Origin of the sequence: Terriglobus aquaticus (genome assembly GCF_025685415.1) — a bacterium.
GTDB lineage: Bacteria > Acidobacteriota > Terriglobia > Terriglobales > Acidobacteriaceae > Terriglobus > Terriglobus aquaticus.
The window spans coordinates 3794698-3820598 of record NZ_JAGSYB010000001.1 but is presented as its reverse complement, the minus strand read 5'-3'; the positions used below and the strand labels follow the sequence as shown (position 1 = coordinate 3820598).

General features: G+C 64.6%; 26 protein-coding genes. 12 read left to right on the top strand and 14 right to left on the bottom strand.

Going from position 1 to position 25901, the window contains the following annotated elements; all coding sequences use genetic code 11:
* The first annotated feature begins 4 nt into the window (after nt 1–4).
* Nucleotides 5–1162 carry a metal-dependent hydrolase gene (locus OHL12_RS15780; RefSeq protein ID WP_263414774.1) on the top strand — a complete coding sequence of 386 codons (1158 nt, stop codon included), beginning with the start codon at nt 5–7 and terminating at the stop codon, nt 1160–1162.
* Between the two features lie 129 nt (nt 1163–1291).
* Nucleotides 1292–1843 carry a DUF6580 family putative transport protein gene (locus tag OHL12_RS15775; protein ID WP_263414773.1) on the top strand — a complete coding sequence of 184 codons (552 nt, stop codon included), beginning with the start codon at nt 1292–1294 and terminating at the stop codon, nt 1841–1843.
* 50 nt (nt 1844–1893) lie between these two features.
* Here the strand turns inward: OHL12_RS15775 and OHL12_RS15770 are convergent, their stop codons facing one another.
* The 7 genes from OHL12_RS15770 to OHL12_RS15740 form a co-directional block, all read right to left on the bottom strand.
* Complete coding sequence (locus OHL12_RS15770) at nt 1894–2094, bottom strand: hypothetical protein (protein WP_263414772.1); 201 nt, start codon at nt 2092–2094, stop codon at nt 1894–1896.
* 82 nt (nt 2095–2176) lie between these two features.
* Nucleotides 2177–3751 carry a pyruvate kinase gene (gene pyk, locus OHL12_RS15765; protein ID WP_263415150.1) on the bottom strand — a complete coding sequence of 525 codons (1575 nt, stop codon included), beginning with the start codon at nt 3749–3751 and terminating at the stop codon, nt 2177–2179.
* Nucleotides 3752–3795: 44 nt separating this feature from the next.
* The gene (locus OHL12_RS15760; RefSeq protein ID WP_263414771.1) at nt 3796–3993 is read right to left on the bottom strand and encodes a hypothetical protein; all 198 of its coding nucleotides are present in this window, start codon (nt 3991–3993) and stop codon (nt 3796–3798) included.
* Between the two features lie 155 nt (nt 3994–4148).
* On the bottom strand, nt 4149–5306 hold the full coding sequence (locus tag OHL12_RS15755; protein WP_263414770.1) for a spore photoproduct lyase family protein: 1158 nt from the start codon (nt 5304–5306) through the stop codon (nt 4149–4151).
* 7 nt (nt 5307–5313) lie between these two features.
* The gene (locus OHL12_RS15750) at nt 5314–6390 is read right to left on the bottom strand and encodes a YihY/virulence factor BrkB family protein (RefSeq protein ID WP_263414769.1); all 1077 of its coding nucleotides are present in this window, start codon (nt 6388–6390) and stop codon (nt 5314–5316) included.
* Nucleotides 6378–6875, bottom strand: coding sequence for a thioredoxin family protein (locus OHL12_RS15745; protein WP_263414768.1), 498 nt, complete (start codon nt 6873–6875; stop codon nt 6378–6380). Before OHL12_RS15745 ends, OHL12_RS15750 begins: the two co-directional genes overlap by 13 nt.
* Before the next feature lie 59 nt (nt 6876–6934).
* On the bottom strand, nt 6935–8797 hold the full coding sequence (locus OHL12_RS15740; RefSeq protein ID WP_317889829.1) for an amidase: 1863 nt from the start codon (nt 8795–8797) through the stop codon (nt 6935–6937).
* 181 nt (nt 8798–8978) lie between these two features.
* Between OHL12_RS15740 and OHL12_RS15735 the strand changes: the two genes are divergently transcribed.
* Nucleotides 8979–10244 carry a glycoside hydrolase family 18 protein gene (locus OHL12_RS15735; RefSeq protein ID WP_263414766.1) on the top strand — a complete coding sequence of 422 codons (1266 nt, stop codon included), beginning with the start codon at nt 8979–8981 and terminating at the stop codon, nt 10242–10244.
* 91 nt (nt 10245–10335) lie between these two features.
* Here OHL12_RS15735 and OHL12_RS15730 read toward each other — a convergent pair whose 3' ends face one another.
* From OHL12_RS15730 to OHL12_RS15715, 4 genes are all read right to left on the bottom strand, one after another.
* The gene (locus OHL12_RS15730) at nt 10336–11331 is read right to left on the bottom strand and encodes an aldo/keto reductase (RefSeq protein WP_263414765.1); all 996 of its coding nucleotides are present in this window, start codon (nt 11329–11331) and stop codon (nt 10336–10338) included.
* Between the two features lie 70 nt (nt 11332–11401).
* Nucleotides 11402–12076 (bottom strand): HAD family hydrolase, encoded by a 675-nt coding sequence (locus tag OHL12_RS15725; protein ID WP_263414764.1) that lies wholly within the window; start codon nt 12074–12076, stop codon nt 11402–11404.
* 46 nt (nt 12077–12122) lie between these two features.
* Nucleotides 12123–13241 carry a glycosyltransferase family 9 protein gene (locus tag OHL12_RS15720; protein ID WP_263414763.1) on the bottom strand — a complete coding sequence of 373 codons (1119 nt, stop codon included), beginning with the start codon at nt 13239–13241 and terminating at the stop codon, nt 12123–12125.
* Nucleotides 13238–14062, bottom strand: a complete 825-nt coding sequence (locus OHL12_RS15715; protein WP_263414762.1) for a TIGR04290 family methyltransferase — start codon at nt 14060–14062, stop codon at nt 13238–13240. Before OHL12_RS15715 ends, OHL12_RS15720 begins: the two co-directional genes overlap by 4 nt.
* A gap of 132 nt (nt 14063–14194) precedes the next feature.
* On the opposite strand from OHL12_RS15715, the gene OHL12_RS15710 reads away from it, so the two are divergent.
* The gene (locus tag OHL12_RS15710) at nt 14195–15493 is read left to right on the top strand and encodes a transcription antitermination factor NusB (protein WP_263414761.1); all 1299 of its coding nucleotides are present in this window, start codon (nt 14195–14197) and stop codon (nt 15491–15493) included.
* 86 nt (nt 15494–15579) lie between these two features.
* Here OHL12_RS15710 and OHL12_RS15705 read toward each other — a convergent pair whose 3' ends face one another.
* Together OHL12_RS15705 and OHL12_RS15700 are read right to left on the bottom strand one after the other, a co-directional pair.
* Nucleotides 15580–16524, bottom strand: a complete 945-nt coding sequence (locus tag OHL12_RS15705) for a PASTA domain-containing protein (RefSeq protein ID WP_263414760.1) — start codon at nt 16522–16524, stop codon at nt 15580–15582.
* 76 nt (nt 16525–16600) lie between these two features.
* Nucleotides 16601–17536: a M48 family metallopeptidase gene (locus OHL12_RS15700; protein ID WP_263414759.1), complete on the bottom strand. Its 936-nt coding sequence runs from the start codon at nt 17534–17536 to the stop codon at nt 16601–16603.
* Nucleotides 17537–17677: 141 nt separating this feature from the next.
* Here OHL12_RS15700 and OHL12_RS15695 point away from each other — a divergent pair, with 141 nt between their 5' ends.
* From OHL12_RS15695 to OHL12_RS15670, 6 genes are all read left to right on the top strand, one after another.
* Nucleotides 17678–18646, top strand: a complete 969-nt coding sequence (locus tag OHL12_RS15695; protein WP_263414758.1) for a branched-chain amino acid transaminase — start codon at nt 17678–17680, stop codon at nt 18644–18646.
* Between the two features lie 97 nt (nt 18647–18743).
* Nucleotides 18744–19079 carry a hypothetical protein gene (locus tag OHL12_RS15690; RefSeq protein ID WP_263414757.1) on the top strand — a complete coding sequence of 112 codons (336 nt, stop codon included), beginning with the start codon at nt 18744–18746 and terminating at the stop codon, nt 19077–19079.
* Between the two features lie 80 nt (nt 19080–19159).
* On the top strand, nt 19160–20113 hold the full coding sequence (locus tag OHL12_RS15685; RefSeq protein WP_263414756.1) for an LOG family protein: 954 nt from the start codon (nt 19160–19162) through the stop codon (nt 20111–20113).
* Nucleotides 20114–20148: 35 nt separating this feature from the next.
* The gene (locus tag OHL12_RS15680) at nt 20149–20889 is read left to right on the top strand and encodes a prolipoprotein diacylglyceryl transferase (protein WP_263414755.1); all 741 of its coding nucleotides are present in this window, start codon (nt 20149–20151) and stop codon (nt 20887–20889) included.
* A complete protein-coding gene (locus OHL12_RS15675) occupies nt 20879–22276 on the top strand; it encodes an RluA family pseudouridine synthase (protein WP_263414754.1) in 1398 nt (465 codons plus the stop codon). Before OHL12_RS15680 ends, OHL12_RS15675 begins: the two co-directional genes overlap by 11 nt.
* A gap of 155 nt (nt 22277–22431) precedes the next feature.
* Nucleotides 22432–23568: a VWA domain-containing protein gene (locus tag OHL12_RS15670; RefSeq protein WP_263414753.1), complete on the top strand. Its 1137-nt coding sequence runs from the start codon at nt 22432–22434 to the stop codon at nt 23566–23568.
* Nucleotides 23569–23674: 106 nt separating this feature from the next.
* On the opposite strand, the gene OHL12_RS15665 is transcribed toward OHL12_RS15670, so the two are convergent.
* On the bottom strand, nt 23675–24232 hold the full coding sequence (locus OHL12_RS15665) for a hypothetical protein (protein ID WP_263414752.1): 558 nt from the start codon (nt 24230–24232) through the stop codon (nt 23675–23677).
* A 103-nt stretch (nt 24233–24335) separates the two neighbouring features.
* Between OHL12_RS15665 and OHL12_RS15660 the strand changes: the two genes are divergently transcribed.
* Together OHL12_RS15660 and OHL12_RS15655 are read left to right on the top strand one after the other, a co-directional pair.
* On the top strand, nt 24336–25472 hold the full coding sequence (locus tag OHL12_RS15660) for a glycosyltransferase (protein WP_263414751.1): 1137 nt from the start codon (nt 24336–24338) through the stop codon (nt 25470–25472).
* 53 nt (nt 25473–25525) lie between these two features.
* Nucleotides 25526–25846 carry an Hpt domain-containing protein gene (locus OHL12_RS15655; RefSeq protein ID WP_263414750.1) on the top strand — a complete coding sequence of 107 codons (321 nt, stop codon included), beginning with the start codon at nt 25526–25528 and terminating at the stop codon, nt 25844–25846.
* The last annotated feature ends 55 nt before the right edge of the window (nt 25847–25901 follow it).

Genomic DNA, 25901 nt, shown 5'->3' with positions numbered 1-25901 from the left:
TGCGTTGCGCCGCCGTGAATACGCTGACATGGCCGCCGCGGCAATCGACCGGTTGGCCCTGTATGCTTCCCGTGTGGAACCCGTAACCCACATGCTGACCGGGGCCTGCCTTTCGCGCGCGCTCGGCTTTCCCAGGCGCGCCCGGTTTGCCACGCTGGCGTGTGTGATCGCAGCCGAACTGCCCGACGCCGATTACGTTTACCGCCTTGGCGGTCCGGTCACCTACTTTCAGCACCACCGCGGCTGGACGCACGCATTCTGGTCGCTGCCCTTGCAGGCCGCGTTTGTTGTGGCGCTGATGTATGGTTGGCGCTTCGCCCGGCGCAGGTGGAAGCGAAGGCGATCGCACGACGACCCACCACCGTTTCGCCCGGTGCTGCTGGGCTGCATGGCGCTGCTCGCGCAGCTGTCGCACATCCTGCTGGACTGGACCAACAACTACGGCGTGCGGCCGTTTGCTCCGTGGAACCCCCGCTGGTACGCCGGCGAGCTGGTCTTCATCGTGGAACCTGTGCTGCTGCTGGTGCTGGGCGGCGCGCTCTTGTTGCCGTTCATCTTCAGCGTTACGGATGCGGAGATCGGGATCCGCCGCACGCGCTACAGCGGCCAGTGGATCGCCGCAATCGCCCTAGTTGTGATGGTCGCGCTATGGGGCTGGCGATGGCAGCAGCACGATACGGCGATTCACATTGCGGAGCAGCAGGAGTACGCCGGCGGACGCGTTCTGCGCGTTTCCGCAAACCCGTACCCGGTGAATGGGTATCGCTGGCACATGGTGGTGGAGACTCCCAACAACTTCCAGACGGGCGCGGTGGACACGCGCAACCTGGTGATGGAGATGGATCAGCAGCCGACGCCCAAGCCGGCCACCACGCTGAGCACGCTGGCCGCCAAGCATAGCCTGCTGGGTCGGGCGTACCTGGACTGGTCCAGGTTCCCCGTGACCACGGACATGGGGACCGTGGGCGAGAACCACCCGGAGATGGACCTGCAGCCGCAGGAACGGGCGTTCCACGACGTTCTGTTCCAGGACCTGCGCTTCGGGTACGACATCTGGAACCTGCACGGGCAGGCCAGCAGGGCGCTCTCCGGCGAGGCATGGGTCAACGATCAGCGAGAGGTGGAGCGCATGTACCTGGGCAGCAGCGAGCAGAATCCGTAGCAGGCCGCGCCGCTCCGGTGCAGGGTATGCCTCTATGAAGAGAACGCGCAGGGATCCGTCGACGTACTTTCACGAAAGAGCCTGCATTTCAGCGCGGCCGAGACTTGCGCGCTATGGAACAATACTTTCATGGCTGCAATCATCGTTTTGATCCTCGCGATCCTCAGCCGCTTTCTGCCGCATGCCTTGCACACTGCTGCATGGGGCGTGACCGCACTGGGTGGTGGCCTGCTCTTTGCCGGGTCGCGGTGGGACCGGCCTCACCGGTGGCAAGTTGGTCTCGCCGTCCTTGGTATTGCAGTCAGCGACTGGGTGCTGACCACACGGGTCTACGGCTTTCCGTTCCACGTTTCCGGCTATGTAGTTACGTGGCTGTGGTACGGCCTGCTGTGCCTGGCGGCCTCGGCATGGCTGTACCGGCGCAGCAGTTTCTTGCGCGTGGTCATGGCTGCGCTGTTCTCCTCGACCGGCTTCTTTCTGCTGAGCAATGGCATGGTCTGGGCGACCGGCACCATGTACGCACGGAGTATTGCGGGTCTGACGGCTTGCTATGTTGCAGGTCTGCCGTTCTACCGGAACGACGTTCTCTCAACGCTCGCCGTCTGCGGGATTCTGTTTGGCGTGCCCGCCCTCGCCCGCAGGTTTGCGGTGGAGTACCCGCACAACACGCTGTCGACGTAGGCGCCGTACGCAAGCTGCGCTGCACGGCAGCCGGGCGCAGCACTCAGCACTTAGGACTTCAGCTTCACCGTCACGGTCCACGTCTGCCCGGCAAACTCCACTTCGCGGTCCAGGCTCGAAGCTCCGGTGTCCGCTACGCGCTCGACCAGGTCCTGCATCGATTCGACAGTCCCGGAGAGGATGGCGTCGTACACGCTGTCCTGAGAGGTGGCGATCTCTTCCAGCTTCTGATCTTCCGCGATGTCGGCCATGGGCGAACTCCTTCCCATGCATGGATGCGTTAGGCACCCGTGGAGTCAGCCCTGCCGAACGCGCGAAAACTCTTTGCGGTCGCTATTCGCCGCGGGCGATGTCGCCCACCTTGTGCAGCCGCATGAAGTTCGTCGCGCCGCTGCGGGTGGTGGTTCCGCCGACGATGCCGAGGATTTGGCCCTTGTGCACGTGCCCGGCATTCTCCAGGATGTCTTCCGCCATCTCCACCAGCTTGTCGGTCTGATCGAAGCGCTGACAGAGGATGGGGTGCACGCCCCACAGCAGCATGGCCTTTCCGATGACTTCTGGCACGGGGGACAGAGCGAAGATGCGCGCGTTCGGGCGGTACTTGCTGAGGAGGCGTGCGGTCGATCCGCTCTCTGTGAAGATGGCAATCGCCGCCAGTTCCAGGTCGTCAGCCGAATGGGCCATACACTCGCAGATGGTCTCCGAGATGCTGAGCTTGCCGACGCGGGCCGGGTGAACGCCGAGCGGGCTCCACTCGTGGTCGACGGACATCTGCGTTTCCGTCTCGATGATGATCTTGCTCATCATGGCGACCGCCTCGCGCGGGTAGCGGCCGGCCGCAGACTCTGCGGAGAGCATGACCGCGTCTGTGCCGTCATAGATGGCGTTGGCCACGTCGCTGGCTTCGGCGCGCGTGGGCCGCGGGTTCTCGATCATCGACTCCAGCATCTGGGTTGCCGTGATCACGGGCTTGCGGTAGGCCGCCGCGCGACGAATGATGTGTTTCTGGATGGCCGGCACCTTCTCCGGCGGCACCTCCACGCCCAGGTCGCCACGCGCGACCATCAGACCGTCGGTCTCTTCCAGGATCTCTTCCAGGTTTTCGATGGCCTGAGGCTTTTCCAGCTTTGCGACGATCCAGGCGTTGCAGTTCAGCTCCTGCATGCGGCGGCGGGCGTACCGAATGTCCTCTGCGGTACGGACAAAGCTGAGCGCGATCGCGTCCACGTTCTGCTGCGCGATGAAGGCGAGATCCTCCTCATCCTTTTCCGTCAGCGCTGGCACTTTTACGGGAATGCCCGGCAGGTTGATGCCCTTGTTCTCGCCCAGCATGCCTCCGTTGATCACCATGGTGACCACGTCGCCGTTGCCCTGCACCTCCATGACACGCAGCTCGATCAGGCCGTCACTCAGCAGGATGCGAGCACCCGGCTCCAGATTTTCGGCCAGCGTGGTGAAGGTGGTGCTCACCTTTTCGGCGGTGCCTTCCATAGGCTGCGGCGTGATGACCAGGGTGCGCCCGGCTTCCAGCATTACTGGCTTGTGGTCGACCAGCTTGCCGGTGCGGATCTTGGGTCCCTGCAGATCGGCCAAAAGGCAGATCGGCTTGCCCTCGCTCTGCGAGACGGCACGCACCATCTGGATCAGCTCAGCCTTTTGCTCGTGTGATCCGTGCGAAAAGTTCAGCCGCGCTACGTCAAGGCCAGCGCGAATCAGCTGCCGGAAGACATCCTCGCTGGACGATGCAGGGCCAAGCGTGGCCACAATCTTTGCGCTGCGGCGAGGTGCGCCCACGTACCACGGTGTTTCGCTGGGGCCGGACACCGTGCTGGCTGCCAACACACTTTCCAACGCCCGTTTCACTTCCGCACTGCTCACCGTCGACTCGCCCATGCCCACATCCTTCATAGCCACGTCATTCTAAATGGCGTGGCGGTCATGGGGTGCGGGTCTTATTGCACGCGGGTCGGGCGCTTGGGCGCGACGCTGTCCGGTTCCTCAATGCTTTGCGCGCGTCGCTCGGTTTCGATGATCTCCGAAAGCGCCTCAATCAGGAGATCGGAAATGGAGATTTGGCGTAGGTCGGCGAGATCCCACGCTTCAACGTACAAGTCTTCTGGTAACGCAAGGAACACATTCCGTTGCGGCATAGGGGGGCTCCGATTGTGTGAAAGTCTCGGAGAAGAAGAGCGCTTGCAGATCTGGACGGCGTGCGTGCGCCGGCCTGCGTGTGCGAGGGGAACGTGCTGGCAAACCAGTTTGGATTGCGGCGAGCATGTCGCTTGCGGACGACACTTCGGCCCGGTCACGTCCAATACAGCGTTCTTGCGTATGGTAGAAACCGTACGACGGCCTCGTCAAACCAGCTGCGCATCTCGGACATGCGGTCGCGCGGATACACGTATTTGAAGCCGCCGAACTTGTTCCGCTTTTCGCTGCGGTTTTCCTTTTCGAGGTCCAGGGTCGTTTTGGGATACCAGCCCAGCAGCACCTCGCGCGAACCGGCGGTGAAGCGGTGTGTAATCAGCTCGACCGTCAGATCGACAGCGTCTACCCCGTCCAGCGCGGCTCCAACATCGGCGAAGAGGGTGCTGTACTCCGTCTGCCAACCCTCGACCGGCATGATCGGCGCCACTGTCAGTCCGACCGGGTACCCCGCCAGCGCCATGCGCCGCAGCGCCCGAATACGCTGGGCCACCGTTGCGGTGCCACCCTCAAAATCGCGTGAGACGCTGGCCGCGTTCAGGCTGAATCGCACCCGCGTGCGCCGCCGATGTTCCAGGCCCAGAAGGGGGCCAACGGCCGCAAACTTGGTCGTGAACCGCAACTGCACCGGCGCGTCCCACTGGCCAAAGAAGCGAACTGTCTGCTGAAGGCCACCGGTCAGGTGCTCAATGCCGAGCGGGTCGGTGTAGCAGGACGCTTCGAAGGTTGTGCCCTCGTGGGCGCGCTCCGCCGAGGTAGACGTCACCTTTCCGGTGCCGGCATAGCCGCGCAGGTTCTCAAGAATTTCGTCGAGGTTGGCGTAGACACGCGTGATCGGCGGACCGCTGAGCGATCCGGCCAGGTAGCAGTACTGGCAGTGCGCCGGGCATCCCTGTGCGAGGTGAAATTGCCAGTCGGCCGAGGGCGGGATGGGCTGCAGCTTGCGCGCGCTGGGCGGCGAGACGACGATCGCCAGGCTGGTCTTCGCAAGCGCGTAGGCCTTGCGCTCGTCCTCTCCGCTCAGACCGGTCAAGCGGTTCTGCTTCAGCCGGATTACCTCCGCGCCAAAGTTTTCCGCGCGTTCCAGCATGGCCCGTCCGTGCGGCAAGGCGTAGGCATCGGGCGTGATGAAGACGCGGCGCGGACGCCACAGGCGACCTTCCGCGAGCGCCGCGTCGGCCGCGGAGATCTCCTGTTTCGGATCGGTCTCCGTGCTGCACGCGGCGTCCTGCAACACGGGCAGCGCGACGGTTGCCATACGCTGATTAGATGCGTCCGCGGTCCCGTCCCAGCTCGGCATTCAGCTCCGCGCCGCAGAGCACGGAAAGCGCCGTCAGAAACAGCCACAGCAGCAGAATGATGCCCGTGCCCAGCGAGCCGTACGTCTTGGAATAGTTCGCCAGGTGCGTCACATACCAACCGAAGCCCAACGTGGTCAGAAACCAGGTCGCCGTCGCAAACGCCGCTCCCGGTACCACCTGCTTCCATGTCGGACGCACGGGCAGGCCATACCGGTAAATCGCGGCAACAACGGAGATGGTCACGGAAACCGCAAGTGACCATCGCACGACGTTGGCGACGATGTAGAACGTGGAGTCGAGACCGGCGGGCAAAGCGTGCCGCAATGCCGGCAACAGGAAGTGGCCGAAGATGACCAGCACGGTGACTGCGCCAAACGGCACCAGGGAGATGGGCACCAGGAGCACCGACCACAGCAGCCGGCGCACGCCACCACGCCAGCCTTCGCCCCAAGCCTCGTCCTGCAGGAGGTACGCTCGCCGGAAGCCCTCCATAAGCGTTCCCAGCACACCCGAGGCGCCGCTGATGCTGACCACGACCGTTCCCAGCACTACGCTGGCCGACTGCGGCGAACTTTTCGAGGAGATGAAATAATGCTCCAGCAGGGGCGCCAGCGTGCTGGGCAAAACGCGATCGAAGAACAGAGCCAACTGGTAGCGCAGCGGCGCCGCGTAAGGCAGAAACGTGACCAGCGCCGCCAGGACGATCAGCGCGGGAAACAGCGCGAAGATGGCTGAGTACGCCGTTGCCTTGGCCGTGTTCAGGCAGTCGTGCTGGAAGGCATTCCAGTAGGCCATCCTCACCTTGTCCGTGAAGCGCAGGCCGCCTTCGCCGAACTCCCGCGCCAGTTGCGCGTGGTGCCGCATGCTGCCGCGGCCGAAGTAGTGGTGTAGCGCACTCTCATGCGCCGCTGCAACCGATCCCGCAGGAACGCAGTCGATCTCCGCGTTCCGAACAGGCGCACCGCCACCGGCAACAGCACCGCTGGACGCAGCGGCAGTAGCCGTGGCGGGACGCTCCGTCGCGCTGTCTACGCCTTCCACTTGTTCAGGAACTCCGTTACCGAGCTGGAGTTCATGTTGCGCATGTTCTCAAACTCGCCGGTCGCCTGCGCGTAAACCACCTTGCCGCGGCTGTCGAGCACGGCTAACGCCGGCACGCCCTTCTTGATGTTCACGCCGTAGCCGATCGGGATGTCGAGATTCTTGTCGATGTGGCCGACCGAGGCGTGCACCAGCACGAAGTACTTCTGCAGCAGCGCCTGGTTCTGCGGCTGGTGGAAGTAGATGTCGAGCACCTGGCAATCGCCGCACCAGTCTCCGCCGAAGTCCACGATGACGCGCTTGTGCTCGCGACGTGCTTGCGCGACCGCTGCGGCAATATCTTTGCGCGCGTCAGCGTTGTCGTCATAGATGTGCGCCCGGACCATGGGCGGTGCCATCTGCGCCACGGCGGGCGCGGGCGGCGCAGCCAAACCAAGCGAGGACAGCAGAACGGCAGACAGAAGCACACGACCCGAAATTGTCATACCTCTAAAGATGCCGCCGCTGCCGTTTGGTGGCAAGGCTTGACGCCTCTTTCCGCTGCTCAGAGTTCCGGATGGCGCAGGTGGAATCCGGTCCGGCGCTGGTACTCCGCCGCAAAAGCCAGGAGCCGGGCGTCGTCGTACAAACGGCCCAGGAAGGTGAGGCTGACCGGAGTTCCCGGGCCGCCCACGTTGCCCTGCGCGCCCTCCGCCGCATCCGACACCGCGGGAGCATCGGCTCCGCGCAACCCGTTTGGCACGATGACCGCCGGATGCCCGCTGAGATTGGTCGCGGGTAACTGCGCCCCGCCGCTGGGGGTGACAATCACGTCCACGTCGCGGAACATCTCCGCCATCTTCTCGATGAGCACACTGCGCGCGCGCATGGCCTGCACGTAATCCACGCCGCTGAACATGCGCGCCACGCGGAAGGTGTTGGGCCAGTCGTACGGTTCCTGCCCGTTCAGCAGCTTGTCGCGACCGCTGCGGGTCAGCTCGTCAAAGGCCGCCGCGGCCTCCACGCTCAGCACGGGCGTAACGGAGCCGTACGGAAACTCCGGCAGCTTGACCGGGATGAGGTTCACGCCCATGCCGCGCAACGCTTCCAGCGCGGCGCGGTCGTAGCGGTTGTCGTACACGCGCCTGGCCAGCGAGGCATCGCGCTGCTGTTGCTGCTTCGCGCGAGCTTCCGGGCTTAGCGCCTCGGCCTCGGGCTTCGCCGCGTCTGGCGCGGGCGGCTGCAGCTTCGGCACGGCGAAGGAGCTCTCCAGGTATCCGACGCGCAGCGACTTCAGGTCTACCGGGGCAAGATCGAACGCGGCATCGCGGCATGCTTTATCGCGACCATCCGGCCCGTGGATCACCTGCATGATCAGCGCCGCGTCCTCCACACTTCGCGTGATTGGTCCCAACTTGTCCATCGACCAGCTCAGCGCCATGGCACCCGTGCGCGGCACAAAGCCAAAGGTGGGCCGCAGCCCTGTCACGCCGCAGCGCGTGCATGGCGAACTGATGGAGCCCAGCGTCTCTGACCCGATGGCGAAGGCCACGCATCCCGCGCTCACCGCACTTGCGGATCCTGCGCTCGAGCCACTGCTGCCCTGCTTTGGGTTCCACGGATTGCGCGTACGGCCGCCGAACCACAGATCGCCCTGCGCGAGTGCGCCGAGACTCAGCTTAGCGACGAGCACGGCGCCGGCGGCGTCCAGTCGCTTGACGACTTCGGCGTCCTCGTCGAAGTGCTGCTGCTCGAAGCCGGCTGCGCCCCACGTTGTGGGGTAGCCCTTCACCGCCAGCAGGTCTTTCGCGCCCCACGGGATGCCGTGTAGCAGCCCGCGACTCTTACCTGCCGCAATCTCGCGATCGGCCTGCGCGGCCTGCGCCAGCGCGCGATCTTCCAGCACCGTGATGACGAAGTGCAGCTTCGGGTCGTAGCGCTTCAGGCGCGAGATGTAGAGCTTCGTTAGCTCGGTCGAGGTGATCTTTCGCTTCGCGAGCAAGAACGCGAGCTGGGCCACGGTAGCGAAGGCAAGCCGCTTTTCGTTTCCGACGAGGCCGCTGATGTCTGGTTCGGGAAAGACCCAGATCCGGCCAGCATCGTCAGCGCCATCCGCGGGTACTGGTCCACGATGCACCTTGTATCCAAACGGCAGCGGATCGAAGACCACCGCGGGCGCGACCGAGTTCGGCAGGTGCATGGCGCGGATCGCTTCCAGCCCCTCGCGGTTGCCGCGCACACCTTCCAGCATCATTTTGCGCTGATCCTCGGTGAGCATAATGCCGGCCACCGTTGCCGCCGCTTCCAGCGTTTCCACAGTGATGGGCGGCAGCTTTGGCGTATCGCCCGCAGCGCCACTTGCCTGCATGCCCAGCACCACGCCCGGCAGCAACGTCGACCCCAGCCCCGCCGCACTGCAGCGCTCCAAGAACTCTCGCCTGTTCATATGCTGTGAATGGTAAAGCCTGGGTCGAGGGCCGCTCCACCACTCTCACCACATCGCAAAGGCCCGGCCATTTGCTTCAGGACTGCGCACTTTGCCGCCTCTCCGTGCGGAATGCAGGACAAATCTGCATTGTGCGCAGACCTCTATGCGTCTAATCATCCGAATGACGTTGCGACGATTCGCCTCTGCGGCACTGCTTTCTGCCACGCTATCCCTCTGCTCTGCGGTGCACACGCCGGCGCAGACGGCACGCGCGATCTCACTCAAGCCCACCTCGACCACGCACCAGGTAGTTGGCTACTTTCCGCAGTGGGGCGTGTACAACCGCCGCTACGTCCCGAAGGACCTGATCACGCGCGGCGCGGTGAAAACACTCACGCAGATCAATTACGCGCAGGCCAACGTTCGCGACAACGCATGCGTGGTTGCGGATCCGCAGGCGGACATCAATCTCGCATTTCAGGCCGCCGACAGCATTGACGGCGTGGCCGACCCGACGGGACCGCCGCCCGGTACCGTGCTACGCGGCAACTTCCATCAACTCCAGTTGCTGCGCGCCCGCTACCCGCGACTGCGCGTGGTGATCAGCATCATGGGCAAGCGCTCACTGTTTGAGGACGCCGCCAAGCCTGAGAACCGCGTCAATTTCGTGCGTTCGTGCGTCAGCATGTTTCTGCAGGGCCACGTCGCTCCCGGCCTTGATGCGCCGAACCTGTTCGACGGAATCGACGTGGACTGGGAGTATCCCGACGAGAACCACGCGGAAGATTTCATCGCGCTGATGCAGGAGTTTCGCAAGCAGATGGACGCCCTGCGGCCGCACCTGACGCTGTCGATCGCGTCTGGCGCCGCGACGAAAAACATCACCGCCGTTGACTGGCGCCGCGCTTCGGTTCCGCTGGACCAGATCAACGTGATGACCTACGACTACCAGGGTCCGTGGAGCCACACAACCGGCTTCAACGCACCGTTACGGTCGGCGAACCTGAACGAAGAGACCGTGGGCACCACCATCGATGGCTACCTGAACGCCGGCGTGCCCGCGCACAAACTGCTGCTGGGCGTGCCGTTCTATGCCTACCAGTGGGAGAACGTGACCGAGACCGGCACGCACGGCCTGAATACGAAGGGCGATCCTGTGCGCGGCAACCTGAACCAGTCGACCGCCGTGACCCTGCTGACCAATCCGACCGCGAAGCTCTACCGCGATCCGGTCTCACTGTCCCCGTGGGTCTACGACGGCAATAACTTCCTGACCTTTGACGATCCCGCGAGCCTGCAAGCGAAGACCGCGTATGCCGATGAGAAACACCTTGGCGGCGTGATGATCTGGGAACTCTCCGGCGACACCACGGAAGGCATTCTGCTGCGGGCGCTGGGCCAAACGGGACAACCGGCTCCGCACGATGTGTCCGCTGGCTCGAAGTGATGCGCCGCTCGCGAAGGTTGTTGCAGGGTTGACGCCCAAATGGAAAAGCGGAGCCGCAGTGGCTCCGCTTTTCGTTCCACGCGAATCGCGTCTAGCGATTCACCATCTTCATCGCGTTCTCGTTGTAGCGCTCGCCCGCGACTGCATCCTGCGGCACGGCCGATTCCAGCTCCGCGATCTCTGCTACCGACAGCTTGATCTCCGCCGCGGCCGCATTCTCCTCAAGGTACTTGCGACGCTTGGTCCCGGGGATCGGAGCGTACGGCCCCTTGGACATCACCCATGCCAGCGCAAGCTGCCCCGGCTTTATGCCACGGCGTTCCGCGATCTCGCGCACCCGCTCCACGATCTGCAGGTTCTTGTCCAGGTTTTCGCCCTGGAAGCGCGGGTACCGCTCCTTGCGTTGATCCTTCTCGCCGAGGTTGGTCTCCTTGCCGATGGTGCCGGTGAGAAATCCGCGGCCCAATGGGCTGTAAGGCACGAAGCCGATGCCGAGCTCCTCGAGTGTTGGCAGGATCTCGCTCTCGGGGTGACGCTCCCACAGTGAGTACTCTGTTTGCAGCGCCGTGATCGGATGCACCTTGTGCGCGCGCCGGATCGTCTCCGGCGAGGCTTCGCTGAGCCCCAGGTACTTCACCTTGCCAGCTTTGACCAGCTCGGCCATGGCGCCCACCGTGTCTTCGATCGGCACGTTCGGGTCGACGCGGTGCTGATAGTAGAGGTCGATGTGATCCACGCCAAGCCGCTGCAGCGAAGCGTCGCATGCGGCATGCACGTACTCCGGCTTGCCGCTCACTACCCAGTAGGTTGGGTCATCCTTGCGCCGAATGTTGGCGAACTTCGTCGCCAGGAACACCTCGTCGCGCCGCGGCTTGATGGTGCGGCCGACCAGCTCTTCGTTGTCGCCGATGCCGTAGGTATCGGCCGTGTCGAGGAAGTTGATGCCAAGATCCAACGCCCGCAGAATCGTTGCCGCCGACTCCTCGTCGTTGCGTTCGCCGTAAAACTCGCTCATGCCCATGCAACCCAGGCCTTCGCGGGAAACCCGCGCGCCCTGGGAACCGAGATTGATCTGATCGATCGCCATGTGTGTTTGGATGTCAGCCCACAGAGCGCGGACTCACATGGCGCGAACGGGCGCTGCACGATCGCTGCGACTACGTGAGCAGCGATTCGAGCGTGCTCACCACCTGGTCCGCCTCCGCAAGTTGTTCCGCGGAGAAGATGCCGGTTGCCACCGCCAGCACCTCAAGCCCCGCAAAGCGGGCTGCGGCGATGTCACCCGGCGTGTCGCCGACCACGAGGATCGCTGCATCCTTTCGCGTCAGACGGCGCGCTGTTTCCGCGGCTCCGGCGATCATCTCGCCACGATGTTCATAGCCGTTGCTGAAGCCGCCGAAGTCGAAGAACTCGCGCAAGCCGCACGCCTTCAGCTTTGCCCAGCCGATGCGCTCCAGGTTGCCGGTACCGGTGCCCAGCTTCGCTCCGCGCTCGCGCAGATGCTGCAACACCTCGCGCACGCCGGGCAGCACATCGATCTGGAAGTCGTTGGCGTGCGCTTCCACATGGGCCGCCATCTCGTCGAGGATCTCCGGCAGCCTGGGCCGCCATTCGCTTTCTGGCACACCCGCGCGCGCAAAGGCCTCGCGCAGAATGCCGGGGTCGATCTTGCCCTGCACGGGCAGGCCGAGAATGTCCACCGGCCGCCCCGCCGCGTTCGTCAACGCATGGCAGAAGCCGAAGTAGTGCACCGCATCCTTGCAATGCAGCAACGTTCCATCAATGTCGAACAGATAGGCGTCATACGCGTCCCAGGCCCGGCTTAATCCCATGGCAAACCGCTCTCTTTCCTCGCAGGCATCGCACGCTGCAAGCGCGTTACGCGCACATCTCTTCGTCTAGGTCGCGCAGCGCATCGCACACGCGCGTCAGTGGACCTTCCCATTCGCCTGCGACAGCCTGTCGAAACAGTCGCGTGGTCGGGTACCACGGCGAGTCCTCGCGATCGATCATCCATCGCCAGTCGGCCTCGCGCTTCAGCAGGAGCCACGTGGGCAGACCCAGCGATCCCGCCACGTGCGCGGCCATGGTGTCGATCGTGATCAAGACGTCCATCTCTCGCGCAAACGCTGCCATGTCCGCGATACCCGCATGGCAGACGTTGCCGCTCTCATCCGCCATGTAGAACCTCCGCTGCGACCAGCCACGCTCTGCACAGAACGCGTTCCACTCCGCGTTGTTCTCCGGTGCCTGCAGGCTCCAGAACTCTACGGAGTGGTTCTCCAGCAAACGACGGAACTGCGAAAACGGAATCGACCGAGCCGGATCGTAGTTGCTCCCCGTCCACACCAGCCCGACGCGCGGCTTGGTGCGCTCACCCATCCGGGTGCGAATGCGATGCGCCTCTGCTTCGGGGAACACAAAGCCAACCGGCTCAGGTAGCGTGGCCGTGGTTGCGCGAAACAGAAACGGCAACTCCGCGCACTCCACCTGCACATCCCACTGGTCGAGGTCGCTCTCTCCCGGCTGGGCCCACCCGGTCACGCGTGCCGGGCAGCAGCGATTTTCCGTGTCGGCACTCCGCCTTTGATGCAGCCGCGCTGATTCGCTGCCCCTCACCATCGCTTCAAGGAGCGGCAGCATCTCCGGGCAGGCCTGCACGATCACCTCGCTGCAGCGACGTCGCAACTCCGGCAGCCATCGCAGATACATGACCGTGTCGCCGTAGCCGTGCAGGCACCGGAGCATCAGACGCTTGCCGTCGATCGGCTCGCCCGTCCAGAAGCGGTGCGCGTCTTCGCCGCCGCGTGCACGGATCGCATCCGAACACCGCCACGCTGCTGCGTACTCGCCGGCAAGCATGTGACACATCCAGCGGCCACCGTCGATGCGGTCAAGCTCAGCCGGGCCAGGCTCCGCGATGGACGCGTACACCCCCAGCGCGCGCTCCACCTCGCGCGCGCCAAGGTGCGCCTCTGCCTGCTCGATCGGGCTCACTTGGCGAAGGGGTAGGGGTGCGCGGCGCCCTGCGGCGACGACGGTGGATGCACCGCCCGCGGGCCCTCATGCGTCAGCGGTATGTCGAAGCGACGGCAGAGGTACACCTCGGCTTCGGGCTGCGATTCAATCGCAAACCCGGACGATCGCAGCATTGCCTCAGCACACGCGCGGTTCGGCACCCACCAATTGGTGCGATCGCCGCAATAGTTCTTCTCGATGAAGTACATCAGCGGATAGCCGTCTTCGCTGAAGTGCGCCGTGTCGTTGAAGTCGTAGTCGTCCTTCACCGCCGGCACTTCACGCGATCCGCGTTGCATGCTCTGAAACAGCAGCATGTCCTTCGCCACGTGCTCGTGGATTAGATCCAGCGCCAGCAGCGGGTGCCGCAGGTGGTACAGCACGCCCATGAAGATGACCAGGTCGAACTTCTCGCCGATCGCGCCCACGTCCCACACGTTCAGCTTGCGGTATTCAATGTCGAGACCTTCCTGCTTGGCCGCAAACTGCGCCTGCGCCAGGTACAGGTCTTCCATGTCGATGCCGAGCACACGATCCGCTCCGCGCCGCTTCATCTCCATGGAATAGAAGCCGCCGTTACAGCCGATGTCGAGCACCGTCTTTCCTGTCATGTCCGCGGGCAGGGCGTCGCGAAAGTTCGCAAACTTCACCGCCGGATAGTCGCCCAGGAAGTGATTTGGCGCCGTCTGGTAGCCGCCGATGCGCATGTTGTGAAACCAGGGCCCAAGGCGCTCAAGTTCCTCGCGGAGCGCTTCACCCTCCAGGCGAGTCTGCGCCACCTCTGCAACCGTATCTGCCAATGCCTGCTCCCCTGTAGGTCGTGTTTCGGTCAGATGCCGAATCTACTGCGGGAGACAGTGTACCCGCCGCACCCGCAACCGTGTCGCAGCCAACCCGCACAAAGCCCGGTAACCCGCTGCGACAATACAAGCATGCACGCTCCTGCGCGACCGCTCGGCAGACCCATCACGATCGCCCCCGCGCGCGAGGCGGCCTTTACCATCCTGCAGCGCGTAATGAACTCCGCCGCGCATTCCGACGACCTGCTGCACGCGCCCGCAGTCGACGCGCTCTCCGCTGCCGACCGCAACCTGACCACCGCCCTGGTGCTCGGCGTTCTTCGCTGGCAGATAGCGCTGGATGCTGCGATCCGCCCGCTGCTGCAGCGGCCTGAGGCTGACCTGCACCCCGCGGCCCTGCTGGCGCTGCGGCTCGGAATGTTCCAGTTGCGCCACATGGACCGTATCCCCGCGCACGCCGCCATTTCGGAGTCGGTGGAGCTGGCCCGCACGCACGACGCGCCGCACGCCGCGGGCATGGTCAACGCCGTCCTTCGCCGCATGACGCGCGAACCCGCCGCACCCCGGGCGACTCTCGCCGCGGAAACCCCGGCCGAGATCGCGCACCCTCGCTGGCTCCTGCAGCGCTGGCGCAAACACTTTGGGGGCAAAGTGGCACGCGCCCTGGCCGCCTATGACCAAGCGGAGCCACCGGCGCACGGCCTCTTTGCCGAGGACACCGCGCTTCCAACTATCGACGACGGCTCCCGCCTTGTGGCCGAACTGGCTGCTGCCGCGCACCCCGCGCCGCAGCGCATCCTGGACGCCTGCGCCGCTCCCGGAGGCAAGACGGCGGTTCTTGCGATCCGGCATCCCAACGCAGACATCGTCGCCGTGGATGTGAGCGAAAAGCGCCTTGCCCGCATGCGCTCCCGCATGGACGTAGAACCCAGTACGGCCCGCGTCCGCACCGTGCTTGCCGACATGAGCCTGCACCCGAATCGCACTTCCGACGTGGTCGGCGGCGAAGCCGACCGCGAAGCCCTGGCCGGCAGCTTCGACCTGATCCTTTGCGACGCACCCTGCTCCGGCACCGGCACGCTGGCGCGCAACCCTGAGATTCGCCATCGCCTGCAGGAGCGCGACCTGTCCCGTCAAGCCGAGCGGCAGGCAGCCATCCTGCGCAATGCCCTCACCCGCCTCGCGCCTGGCGGCCGCCTCGTCTATTCCACCTGCTCGCTGGAGCCCGAAGAGAACGAAGCCGTGATTCAAACCGCACTGGGAAGCGGCATTCGCCTTCTGCCGGCTGCAGACGTGCTCGCTAACCTGCCAGGCCTGAGCGATACGGCACACGCCAGTCTGCAGGACGCGCTCACGGCGGAGGGCAGCGTGCGCACGGTGCCGGGTCAGCAGCCGTGCGACGGCTTCTACGCCGCCATTTTGGAACGCTGAACGGAAAAAGCAAGAGCACACCCGAAGCTGTGCTCTTGTCTGTAACCGATGCAGTGCTGATCTGTTGAGCGCACCACCGAACCGCGCTAGTGCTGCGCTGGAGGCACCCGGACCACGGGAGCCGCAGGCTGCGTGAGCGTCGGCAGCGGAGTTCCGGGCAAAGCAGGCGTCGGAGTGGCGGCAGGAGCCGGAGCGCTGTACCCCTTCGTCATCGTCACGTGCGGATTATCCGCCGCGGTCACGCGCGCACCCGCCACAGGCACCTGCGACGCGATGGGCCCGGCGATCACCACCGGAGCGGGGGCAGGAGCAGCATCGCCCACCACCGCACCATCCGGCGACGCCGCTGGCACCGCAGCCGGCGCGCTCTGCGGCACGATCGCCCATAGTGGCAAGTTCATTTCCTTCATCCGAGCCCGCGCTACTGAGAACGAGAGGCCGACCAGGTTTGGCATCACGTAGGCCCGTGGAGCATTTGCAAACGGCTGGCTGACCAGCAGGCTCACCTCAGGCTTGTCCACGCCTTCCGCGTTTGGTGGAGGCGTTTGCGCCAGCACTACGTCGGCCGGACCGGGTGCTGGCAGGTGCGCCACCGTACCCAATTCCATGGACGCGCGACGGATCGCCGCTGCCGCATCCCGCTGGTCCATGCCGATGGTGTCCGGAATGGTCGCGCGCTGCGGCCCCATGCTCTCCGTAATACGCATGTGCCAGCCCTTCCGGACGCTGGTGCCCGGCGCAGGCAACTGCGACAGCACGCGTCCTGCTGGCACGGTGGTGGAGTAGAAGCGGTTCTCCACCGTCAGGTTCAGTTGCGCGTCGTGCGTCTTGTCGCTTGCCTCGTCCACGGTCAGGCCGGCCACGTTGGGCACTTCCACTTCGCTGGCGTGGATGGCAATGCGAATCGTCAGCAGCGCGGACAGGAGCGCCACCGCCGCCATGGACAGCATGGTGACGCTGATGCCGAACCAGCGGGCCGTGCCACGCTTCAGCTCCCGGCGGTTATCCCTGTAACGAACCCGAATCTTCATTGGACAGCACCCAGTCTATCCGCAGCGAATGCGCGCGGCAGCACAGGTTCCAAGCCTGGCAGCAGTGCGCGCCAGCCTAGTTTCCACTCTCCGCGCCGGCTGGTGGGGCCGTCTGGTAGCTGCTCGAGTTCCGCCACGCTCCGCTCTTGGTCTGTGCCGCAGTCAGCGGAGCGCGCCCGGCAGCGATCGCATGCACCCGTCGGAACTCCGGCGTGGTCGTCACGGACCGCTCCCGCTGCGGAAACTGCGCAATCCGCGCGTTTACATACTGAATGCGGTTGCCTGGATTCGGGTGATCGCTTAGGAACTGGGCGCTGCCCTGTCCATACTTCGCCTGGATCGTCTCAAAGAACTGGGGCATGCCGCGCGGATCGTATCCGGAGTCGTACATGATCTGCAGTCCCAGTAAGTCGGCCTGCTGCTCCGACTCCCGCGACATGTGCAGGAAGCTCAAGCCCTGCGCATATCCGATGCCCTGCGCAGCTACATCGCCATACCCGCCCAGGGTTGCGGCCGCGGCCACCTGTCCCAGCCCGTACCAGATGCTGCGCTTTCTCTGCTTGGTCAGGTTGCAGGTGGAGTGCCGCAGCACCACGTGCGAGGTCTCGTGCGCCATCACCCCGGCAAGTTGGGCCTCGCTCTCGGCTGCGCTTACGGTCGCCAGGTTCACAAAGACCGATCCGCCTGGCAGGGCAAAGGCGTTGATCTCGTCCGAGTCCACCACGTGGAAGCTGTACGGCCAAGGGTACCCGGGTGCGTTTGCCACCAGCTTCTGCCCCAGTTGCCGAACGTACACCGCCACCGGATCGCTGTCCTTCAGCACCGGCATCTGCTTGTACACCTCGGCGGAAACCTTCGCGCCTTCGGTAATCTCCTTCTGCTCGGTGTAAGCGTTCTTGCAGGTCTGCGGCATCTCCTGCGCGCGCAGCATGCCGCTCGGCAACACAGCGGTCAACAGCGCCGCCGTCAGCACTACACCTCTCCAGAACTGCACCTGTTTGTTTGCTCGCACCGTCACCTTCCCGCAAACCTCTTCGACTCTGTTCTGATGCCCGCCAGCGGCGCCGTTCTGCCTTTTCGCGTCACATCCTGCGCGCTGCCGCACGCTATACTTGGGTTTCATCACACAAGCGTCTTTTTCGGAGCAAAACGCATGCCCATCCAAACCACCGAGAATATCTGGCACAACGGCAAGCTGATTCCCTGGGCCGACGCCAACATCCACGTCATGAGCCACGTGGTGCACTACGGCTCCTCGGTGTTTGAGGGCATTCGCTGCTACTCGCAAGGGGAAGAGGGCAAGACGAACGGCGGCGGCATCTTCCGCCTGCGCGAGCACATGCAGCGCTTCATCGCCTCGGCGAAGATCTACCGCATGCCCATCGACTACACCGTCGACCAGCTCTGCGATGCCGTGGTCGAAGTGGTTGAGGCCAACAACGCATCGCCCTGCTACATTCGCCCGGTCGCCTTCCGCGGCTACGGCGAGATCGGCGTAAGCCCGCTGAAGAGCCCGGTCGAGATCTACATCGCGAACTTTCCGTGGGGTAACTTCCTGCACGGCAACGAGGGCGCCAACGTGTGCGTCTCGTCGTGGAACCGCCTTGCGCCGAACACCATGCCGTCGCTCGCCAAGGCCGGCGCGAACTACATGAATTCGCAGCTGATCCGCATGGAAGCCGCGGTCAACGGCTTTGACGAGGGCATTGCGCTCGATCGTAACGGCTACCTGTCCGAGGGCTCAGGCGAGAACCTGTTCATCGTCCGTGAGGGCAAGCTCTTCACCTCGCCGCTAGCGAATGCCGTGCTCAATGGCATCACCCGCGCCTCTATCGTGCAGCTTGCGAAGGAGATGGGCATCGAGGTCATCGAGCAGTCCCTGCCGCGCGAACTGCTGTACATCTGCGACGAAGCCTTTTTCACCGGTACCGCCGCGGAGGTGACGCACCTGCGCTCCGTCGACCGCATCCTGGTCGGCGACGGCACCATGGGTCCGATCACCACCAAGCTGCAGACCGAGTACATGAACCTGGTGAACGGCCGCACGGCCGACCGCTTCGGCTGGATCACCCCTGTCCGCATCCGCAACACGGAAGCGGTTGGCGAGACGGTCAACGCGTAGCCAGGGCAGGCGCGTGGCCGTCGTCTACGGCTCGCGCCACCTCTGCACGCCCGGGCTGCCGCGCACCTTCGCTCTGTTAGCGTAGACACTAATGGCGATGGAAGCACAGCCTCTACCACGGGAGGTCGGGACCAGGCCCAGCCCTGATGCACCGCCTCCCCAGGAGAGCGGCTGGACCGCACCTGCCCCCATCTGGCTGCAGCGCGTTTCGCTGATGGTGCTCGTTGTCTTCTGCCTTTACCTGGGCGGCCTGCTCGTTTACCTGCCGTGGTGGAAGCCGATGTGGGACCACAACGCGCTCCTGCTCGACTTTCCGCGCCTGCACCATTACCTGACCCAGGGCCCGGTACGCGGCATGGTCAGCGGCCTGGGCCTGCTGGACCTTTGGATCGGCCTCTCGGAAATCGTCCACTACCAGGAATACCGCTCGTAACGAACGGCCCTGCTGTGAAACGTCGGTGAGACGGGTTCACCCGCAGCAGCGAAGATCGATTACTAGCGCATCCAACTGCCGTGATCGATCCACAGCACCCGCTCGAGCAAGCCCCTCTCGCCTACCAGAACGAAGCCTTTTTCGACTCGCCCGACGCCCGCATCCTGCGCATCATGGCCGAGTACCAAGAGCCTATGGCGCGCTTCCGCCGGGAGCGCATTCAGGACACCGTCGTCTTCTTCGGCTCAGCACGCTTTGCCTCGCTGGACGCCGCCGAGCAGGAGGTACAACTGCTGGCCAACACCGGCTCCGTCGAGCCCGCCCCACCTGAGGAGCAGCCCGCCAAACCTGGCGAGCCCTCCGCGAGCGATCTGAAGCAGAAGCGGGCCGAAACCGCGGTCGAGATGGCCGGCTACTACGAGGACGCCCGCAAGCTGGCCCACATGGTCGCCTCCTGGGCCAAGAGCCTGCCGGGCAGGCGACACCGCTTCGTGGTCACGAGTGGCGGGGGCCCCGGCATTATGGAAGCGGCGAATCGCGGCGCCTACGAGGCAGGCGGCAAGACCATCGGGCTGAACATCGCCCTACCGTTTGAGCAGCGCCCGAATCCCTACATCACGCCTGCGCTCAATTTCCAGTTCCACTACTTCTTCATGCGCAAGTTCTGGTTCGCCTACCTGGCGAAGGCGCTGGTCGTCTTCCCGGGCGGGTTTGGAACGCTGGACGAAATGTTCGAACTACTCACCTTGGCGCAGACCCACAAGCTGGCCAAGGAAATGACGGTCGTCATCTACGGCTCGAAGTACTGGCAGGGCGTCATCAACCTGGACCTGCTCGCCGAGAAAGGCGCGATCGCTCTGAAGGACAAAGAGCTCTTCCGCTTTGCCGACACGCCGGAAGACGCCTTCGCCATTCTGCGCGCGGGCCTGGAACAGCACCTGATACCAACCAGCGATCCCGCTCTGGTACCGACGGAACCACAGCCCAACTCGCAGGAAGCGCTCGGCCCCGATATCGCGCGAACGCGTTCCTGATCCTCAGTGGCGAGCCCCGGTATCCTGAAAGCGGCATGTACCCGCGGCTCGCGCACTTCGGTTCCATCACGATTCCCACCTACAGCGTGGTCGCGGCCGTGGGCCTGATCGCGGCGCTGCTGCTGGCGGAGTGGTGCGCGCCCCACGTCGGCCTCGCTCGCGAACGCATCTGGCACTTCTGCCTCGGGACTCTCGCCGGCACACTGGTGCTCTCACGCATTGCCCTTGCCGCACAGAACTGGGCCGCGTTCCGAACCTACCCTCGCGTCATCCTTACCCTGCCCACGCTCACCAGGTCCGGCCCGCTTCTCGTCGTTCTCTGCGCGGCGGCCTGCATCGTCGCCATGCATCTGCCCTGGCTGCGAACGCTGGACGCGGTCACGCCGGCCGCTCTTCTGCTGCTGACCGCACTCCACGTGGGCAGCTTTTTTGCCGGCGACGACCTGGGCAGCCGCACGGACCTTGCCCTAGGCAACCTGGTCCGTGGCGACGAGGGACATCACCCCGTTGCGCTGTACGCCGCCGTGCTCACCGCGCTCGCCTGCGCCGCTTCGATGGTCACACTTCTGCGCAACAACCGTGTCGGCCGCACCTTCGGAGTTGGCCTTGCCGCGGTCAGCGTTGCGCGCTTCGTCGCAGACGAGTTTCGCCCCGGCTATCTCCTTCCCCAACTCGGCATCCCGGGCTTCCTGCGCGCCGATCAACTCCTGCTGCTCGCGTTGTTTGTCGCGGGCATGCTCTTTCTGCTCGACTGGAGCCCACGCCATGCCAAGTAAGAACATGCTGCCCAAAGGCAAGCGGCGCCAGACCGTGAAAGCCGACTACCGCGCCGCTCGCGACGCGACCCGCGAGGCCGAAGAGCAGCGCAAGCAGGCCGAGGAAGACGCGCTATACGGTACCGCAGAAGGCCGCAGCAGCACACCAGAAACGGCCGCGAACCGCGAGCACACCTTTCGCACCACCAATGCTGACCGCAATACCCGGCTTGACCAATTCGTGACAGCGAAGCTGCCGGACCTCTCCCGCTCGCGCGCGCAGCTGATGATCGAAGCCGGCCAGGTGCAGATTCGTTCCGGCAACATCGAACGCCCCGAGCGCGCCGCCTACAAGGTTCAGCCCGGCGACATGGTGATCGTGCGCGGCGCCGCCCAGCCTCCGCCGCTGCGCGCCTTTGCCGAAGACATTCCGCTCACCGTGGTCTACGAAGACAACGACCTGGCCGTGATCGACAAGCCCGCGGGCATGACCGTCCACGCCGGTAACGGGGCGAGCGATGACGCGCGCAACTCCGGCACCCTCGTCAATGCCCTGCTCCACCACTTCCAGGGCAAGCTCTCCAGTGTTGGAGGCGAGCTGCGACCCGGCATTGTGCACCGTCTCGACAAAGACACCAGCGGCCTCATCCTCGTGGCGAAGAACGACAAGGCTCACCGCGCCCTGGCCGACATGTTCAGCGAGCATTCGCTGATGAAGCGCTACATCGCTCTGGTGCACGGAAACGTTCGCAAAGACAGTGGCACGATCAACCTGCCCATTGGCCGCGATCCTGTGCGCCGCACCCGCATGACCACGCGCGTGAACAGCAACGTGATCACCACCGCGAGTCACGGACGCCCTTCCTTGCGCGCGCCTGAGGAGCCGGACGAGGATTCGCCGCAGCGCCGCGGGCAGGCCGTGCGCGAAGCCGTGACGCATTACGAAGTCTTGGAGCGGCTGCACACCTCGGTTGGTGACTTCACCCTGCTCGATGTCGAGATTGAAACCGGCCGCACCCACCAGATCCGCGTCCATATGCAGGCTATCGGTCACCGGATTGTAGGGGATACTCTCTACGGCGCGCCGGCCCGCATTCGTGGCCTCGAGGATGACTCCGAGCAGGAGCTGGACATCGAGCAAGAGCCAGAGCCGAAGCAAGCTCCTCCCGCGAAGCGCAAGCCAAAGAAGAAGCAGAAAGCGGCGGACGACACGGATCTGGACGTGGAGGCAGAGCAGGCCGAAGTGCCGGCCGGACCGCGTCCCACCCTGCCGCGCAACTTCCTCCATGCCGCCCGCCTGGTCCTGGCGCACCCGACTACGGGCAAGCGCCTGGATTTCGAGGCTCCGCTTCCGCCCGAACTTGAGGAGCTGCTCGACCGTCTTCGCTCACTCGAGGACGTTCGGTAGCGTCCATCTCTTCAGAACCGCCGCAAATGGGTCGGCCAGTTGACTCGGAGAGCCCGAGCTCGCCGGTGAACGTGGGGCGGCAAGCCGCGTTCCTGGCCGCCCGCACTGGATACTCCTGCAAGCCATCAGCCCACCCGGATTGGTAAACTACGCCCGTGATTCTTCGCCCAGAGCCTCAGACCGCCTCCACACGCTTCTCCAGGCTCCGCGCCGTTTCCTTCGCGGCCGTGCTGTGCACCGCATCCCTCTTTGCGGGGGCAGCCCAGGCCCAGGTGCCCGCGCTCCCGCCCAGCACCGCCGACACGGCTCCGGCCAAGCAGGCACCTGCCACGGCTCAGGTGCCCGCGTCCGCGGCACCCGCACCCACGCAAGCCGCACCCACGCAAGCCGCACCCACGCAAGCCGCGCCCCAGGCCGCCGCCGCACAGCAGCAGCCGGATGCCGACGTCGCCGCTCCCACCATCCGCGCCTTTGTGCCGGAGGTGAGCCTCATCTTCACCGTGACCGATAAGAAAGGCCGGTTTGTTACCGGCCTGCAGCAGCAGAACTTCGGTCTGCTCGACGACGGCCGCCGCCCCGATCGCGTCATCCGCTTCACCCAGCAGGCCAATTTGCCGCTGCGCATCGGCATCATGCTCGATACGTCGAACTCGATCCGCTCGCGCTTCCAGTTTGAGCAGGATGCCGCGTCCGAGTTCCTGCTGCAGGTGCTTCGCCGTGGCGACGCCGCCTTTGTCACCGGGTTCGACGTCCGCACCGAGCTCGCGCAGGACTACACCAACAACATCGACCTCTTGAACCAGGCTATCCACAAGCTGCGGCCGGGCGGCGGCACCGCATTCTTCGACGCGCTGTACAGCACCTGCCGCGACCAGATGCTCACCGTGCAAGGCGGCCGCGAGGACATCCGCAAGGCCATCGTGCTCGTCTCGGACGGCGAAGACAACTACTCCCACGCCTACGAGCAGGACGCGATCAAGGAGTGCCAGCGCGCCGAGACCATCGTGTACACGATCTCGACCAACGTCTCGCCGTCGCGCGACAAGGGCGACGAGGTTCTGGAACGCATCAGCGACGCCACCGGCGGGCACACCTTTTTCCCCAACAAGATCGAGGATGTTGCCAAGGGGTTCCAGTCGATTGAAGAAGAGCTGCGATCGCAGTACTCGCTGCGCTACCGCCCCGCCGACTTCAAGCAGGATGGCGCCTTCCGCACTATTCGCCTGGTTGCCATGGACCCGCGCTACAACGTTCGTGCCAAGAAGGGCTATTTCGCTCCGCGCCCTCAATAACCACAGCGTCACGCAAGCGTTCCGAAAGACCGGGCTTCGGCCCGGTCTTTCTTTCGCCTCGGAAGTGCGGCTCCAGCACTTAGGTGCAGTTCGGCAGACGCCAAACTTAGCCGCGGCGCACTTCTCGAAGCGGTAAGGTCACGAACTCCCAGATCAGCTTCGGCACGAGCAACAGATCTCGCCCGAACGACCGGCCTTCGCCCGTCACAAAGGCTCCGCGGCTCATGGCAAACCAGTTGAACCCAGAGCCCAGCGCCGCAAACAGGAACGATCCTGCCATGCTGCGCGCCAGCCTTGGCGTCCCGGTGGCCGCATGCACCAGCGCCTCTCCGGTCAGAACCAGTAGCGGGATGAAGAGGAGCACCACCACTGCCGTTAGCCGCCGAGGCTCCGCGTGCCGCAGCCGCTGCGTGAGCGCACCCGCCAGACCGGAGATGGAGATGGCGTAGAGCGCCTCCACCACCATGGCGCGCACCGCCTTGCCTTGCCCCGCGCGCAGGTTGATCAGGAGAAACATCACTCCCCGCATCAGGGCAGAAAACGCAGCGGTTTTCCAATTCCATCCGCGCAACAGCAGCAGCGGATCACGCAAGATGCGCCGCAGCGCCACTCCGAGCGGCTCCGCTCTGGCCGAGTTCACCAGGCCAACAGCCTCAGAGGTCACCCTGCGCTCCATGCGCCCACCAGTCTCTCATGGGCAAGGTCCGTAACAGGGCACTCGGGACGATTCATCCAGCAGGTCGCACACCTCTGCTACGCTCTGTCGCATGCGCATTGCGTTCCTGCCGGACAGCTTTCACGAGGTCAATGGCGTTGCGCACACCGCCCGCAACTACACCAGCTACGCACAGCGACATAACGTTCCCTTTCTCTGCATCCGCGCCGGTCAGCAGCAACCCGCGCTGCAGCAGCATGGCTCCGTCCTTTCGCTTGAACTTCCACGCAGCCGCCTCAGCGTTCCGATCGAAAAAGATCTCAGCTTTGACCCGCTCTTTGCCCGTCACGCCCGCGCGGTCGGTTACGTTCTGAAGCAATTTCGCCCCGACGTGATCCACATCACCGGGCCGAGCGAGTTGGGCATTCTGGGTGCGTTCTTCGCGCGTCGCCACGGCATTCCGCTGGCCGCCAGTTGGCACACCAACGTGCATGAGTACGCTGGCCGCCGGCTGCAGGCGCTTAGCCGATTTCTGCCCGCCCTGCCGCGCGCGGCGGAGGCCGCCAGCCTGAGCCTGACTGCCCGGTTCTACCGCATGGCTCGCGTGCTCTTCGCGCCCAACGAGGAGCTGTGCGAGTTGCTGGAACGCCGCACCGGACGCCCAGCCCATCGCATGCCGCGCGGCGTAGACACGGACCTGTTCAACCCGGCGCGCCGCACCCGTCCCCAGGATGACGGCACGTTCCTGCTCGGCTACGTGGGCCGCCTGTCGGTGGAGAAAAACGTCGCCCTGCTGCCGACGATCCAGCTCGATCTGCGCGCCCGCGGCATTGCGAATACCCGGTTCGTAATCGTTGGGCACGGCTCTGAGGAGGCGGCGCTTCGCTCAGCCCTGCCCGATGCGATCTTCCCCGGCGTGCTCAAGGGCGAGGCTCTGGCGCAAGCCTATGCAGACATGGATCTCTTCGTCTTCCCGTCTGAGACGGACACTTTCGGCAACGTGGTTCTGGAGGCACTCGCCAGCGGCGTTCCCGCCCTGGTCACCCGCGGCGGCGGCCCAAAGTTCATCGTCCTGGACAACAGAACCGGCCTCATCCGTGCTCCAACGGAGTTCACCGAATCAATTGCGGGTCTTCTTCTCTCTGATCAGCTCAGGAATATGAGCTCTGCGGCACGGCAAAACGCCCTTACATGGTCCTGGGACGCGGTTTTCGACGGCGTCCGGCAGGTATATGAACAAACGTTTTGACCGGAATGAACATCATCAGTTCACACCGTGGTAACCGGAGGTAATCTCTTCTGATGAACGCTGGCTCAACTCAAGCTGCCATTGCCGCCATCTGGCGACGGCAGGTACCTCAAACGCGCGAACGCCTGGGCCTTTTGCGCAAGGCTGCCGACCACCTGGCCGAAACCCGCACCATGGAACCCGATCTGCGGGCGCAGGCTTTGGACATAGCCCACAAGCTCGCCGGATCGCTGGGAATGTTTGGCTACTTCGACGCGACCGATCACGCCCGCGCGATCGAACTGGAGTTGCACCACACGGGACTGCCCCAGCCCGAGCGTCTGGAGCAGCATGTGACCGCCTTGGAAGCTTCCCTTCAGCAGGCCCTGAACTAAACGAGCGGCCTGATCGCCAGGTTCCATGGGCGGTCAGGCCAGCTTGCTAGGCAAC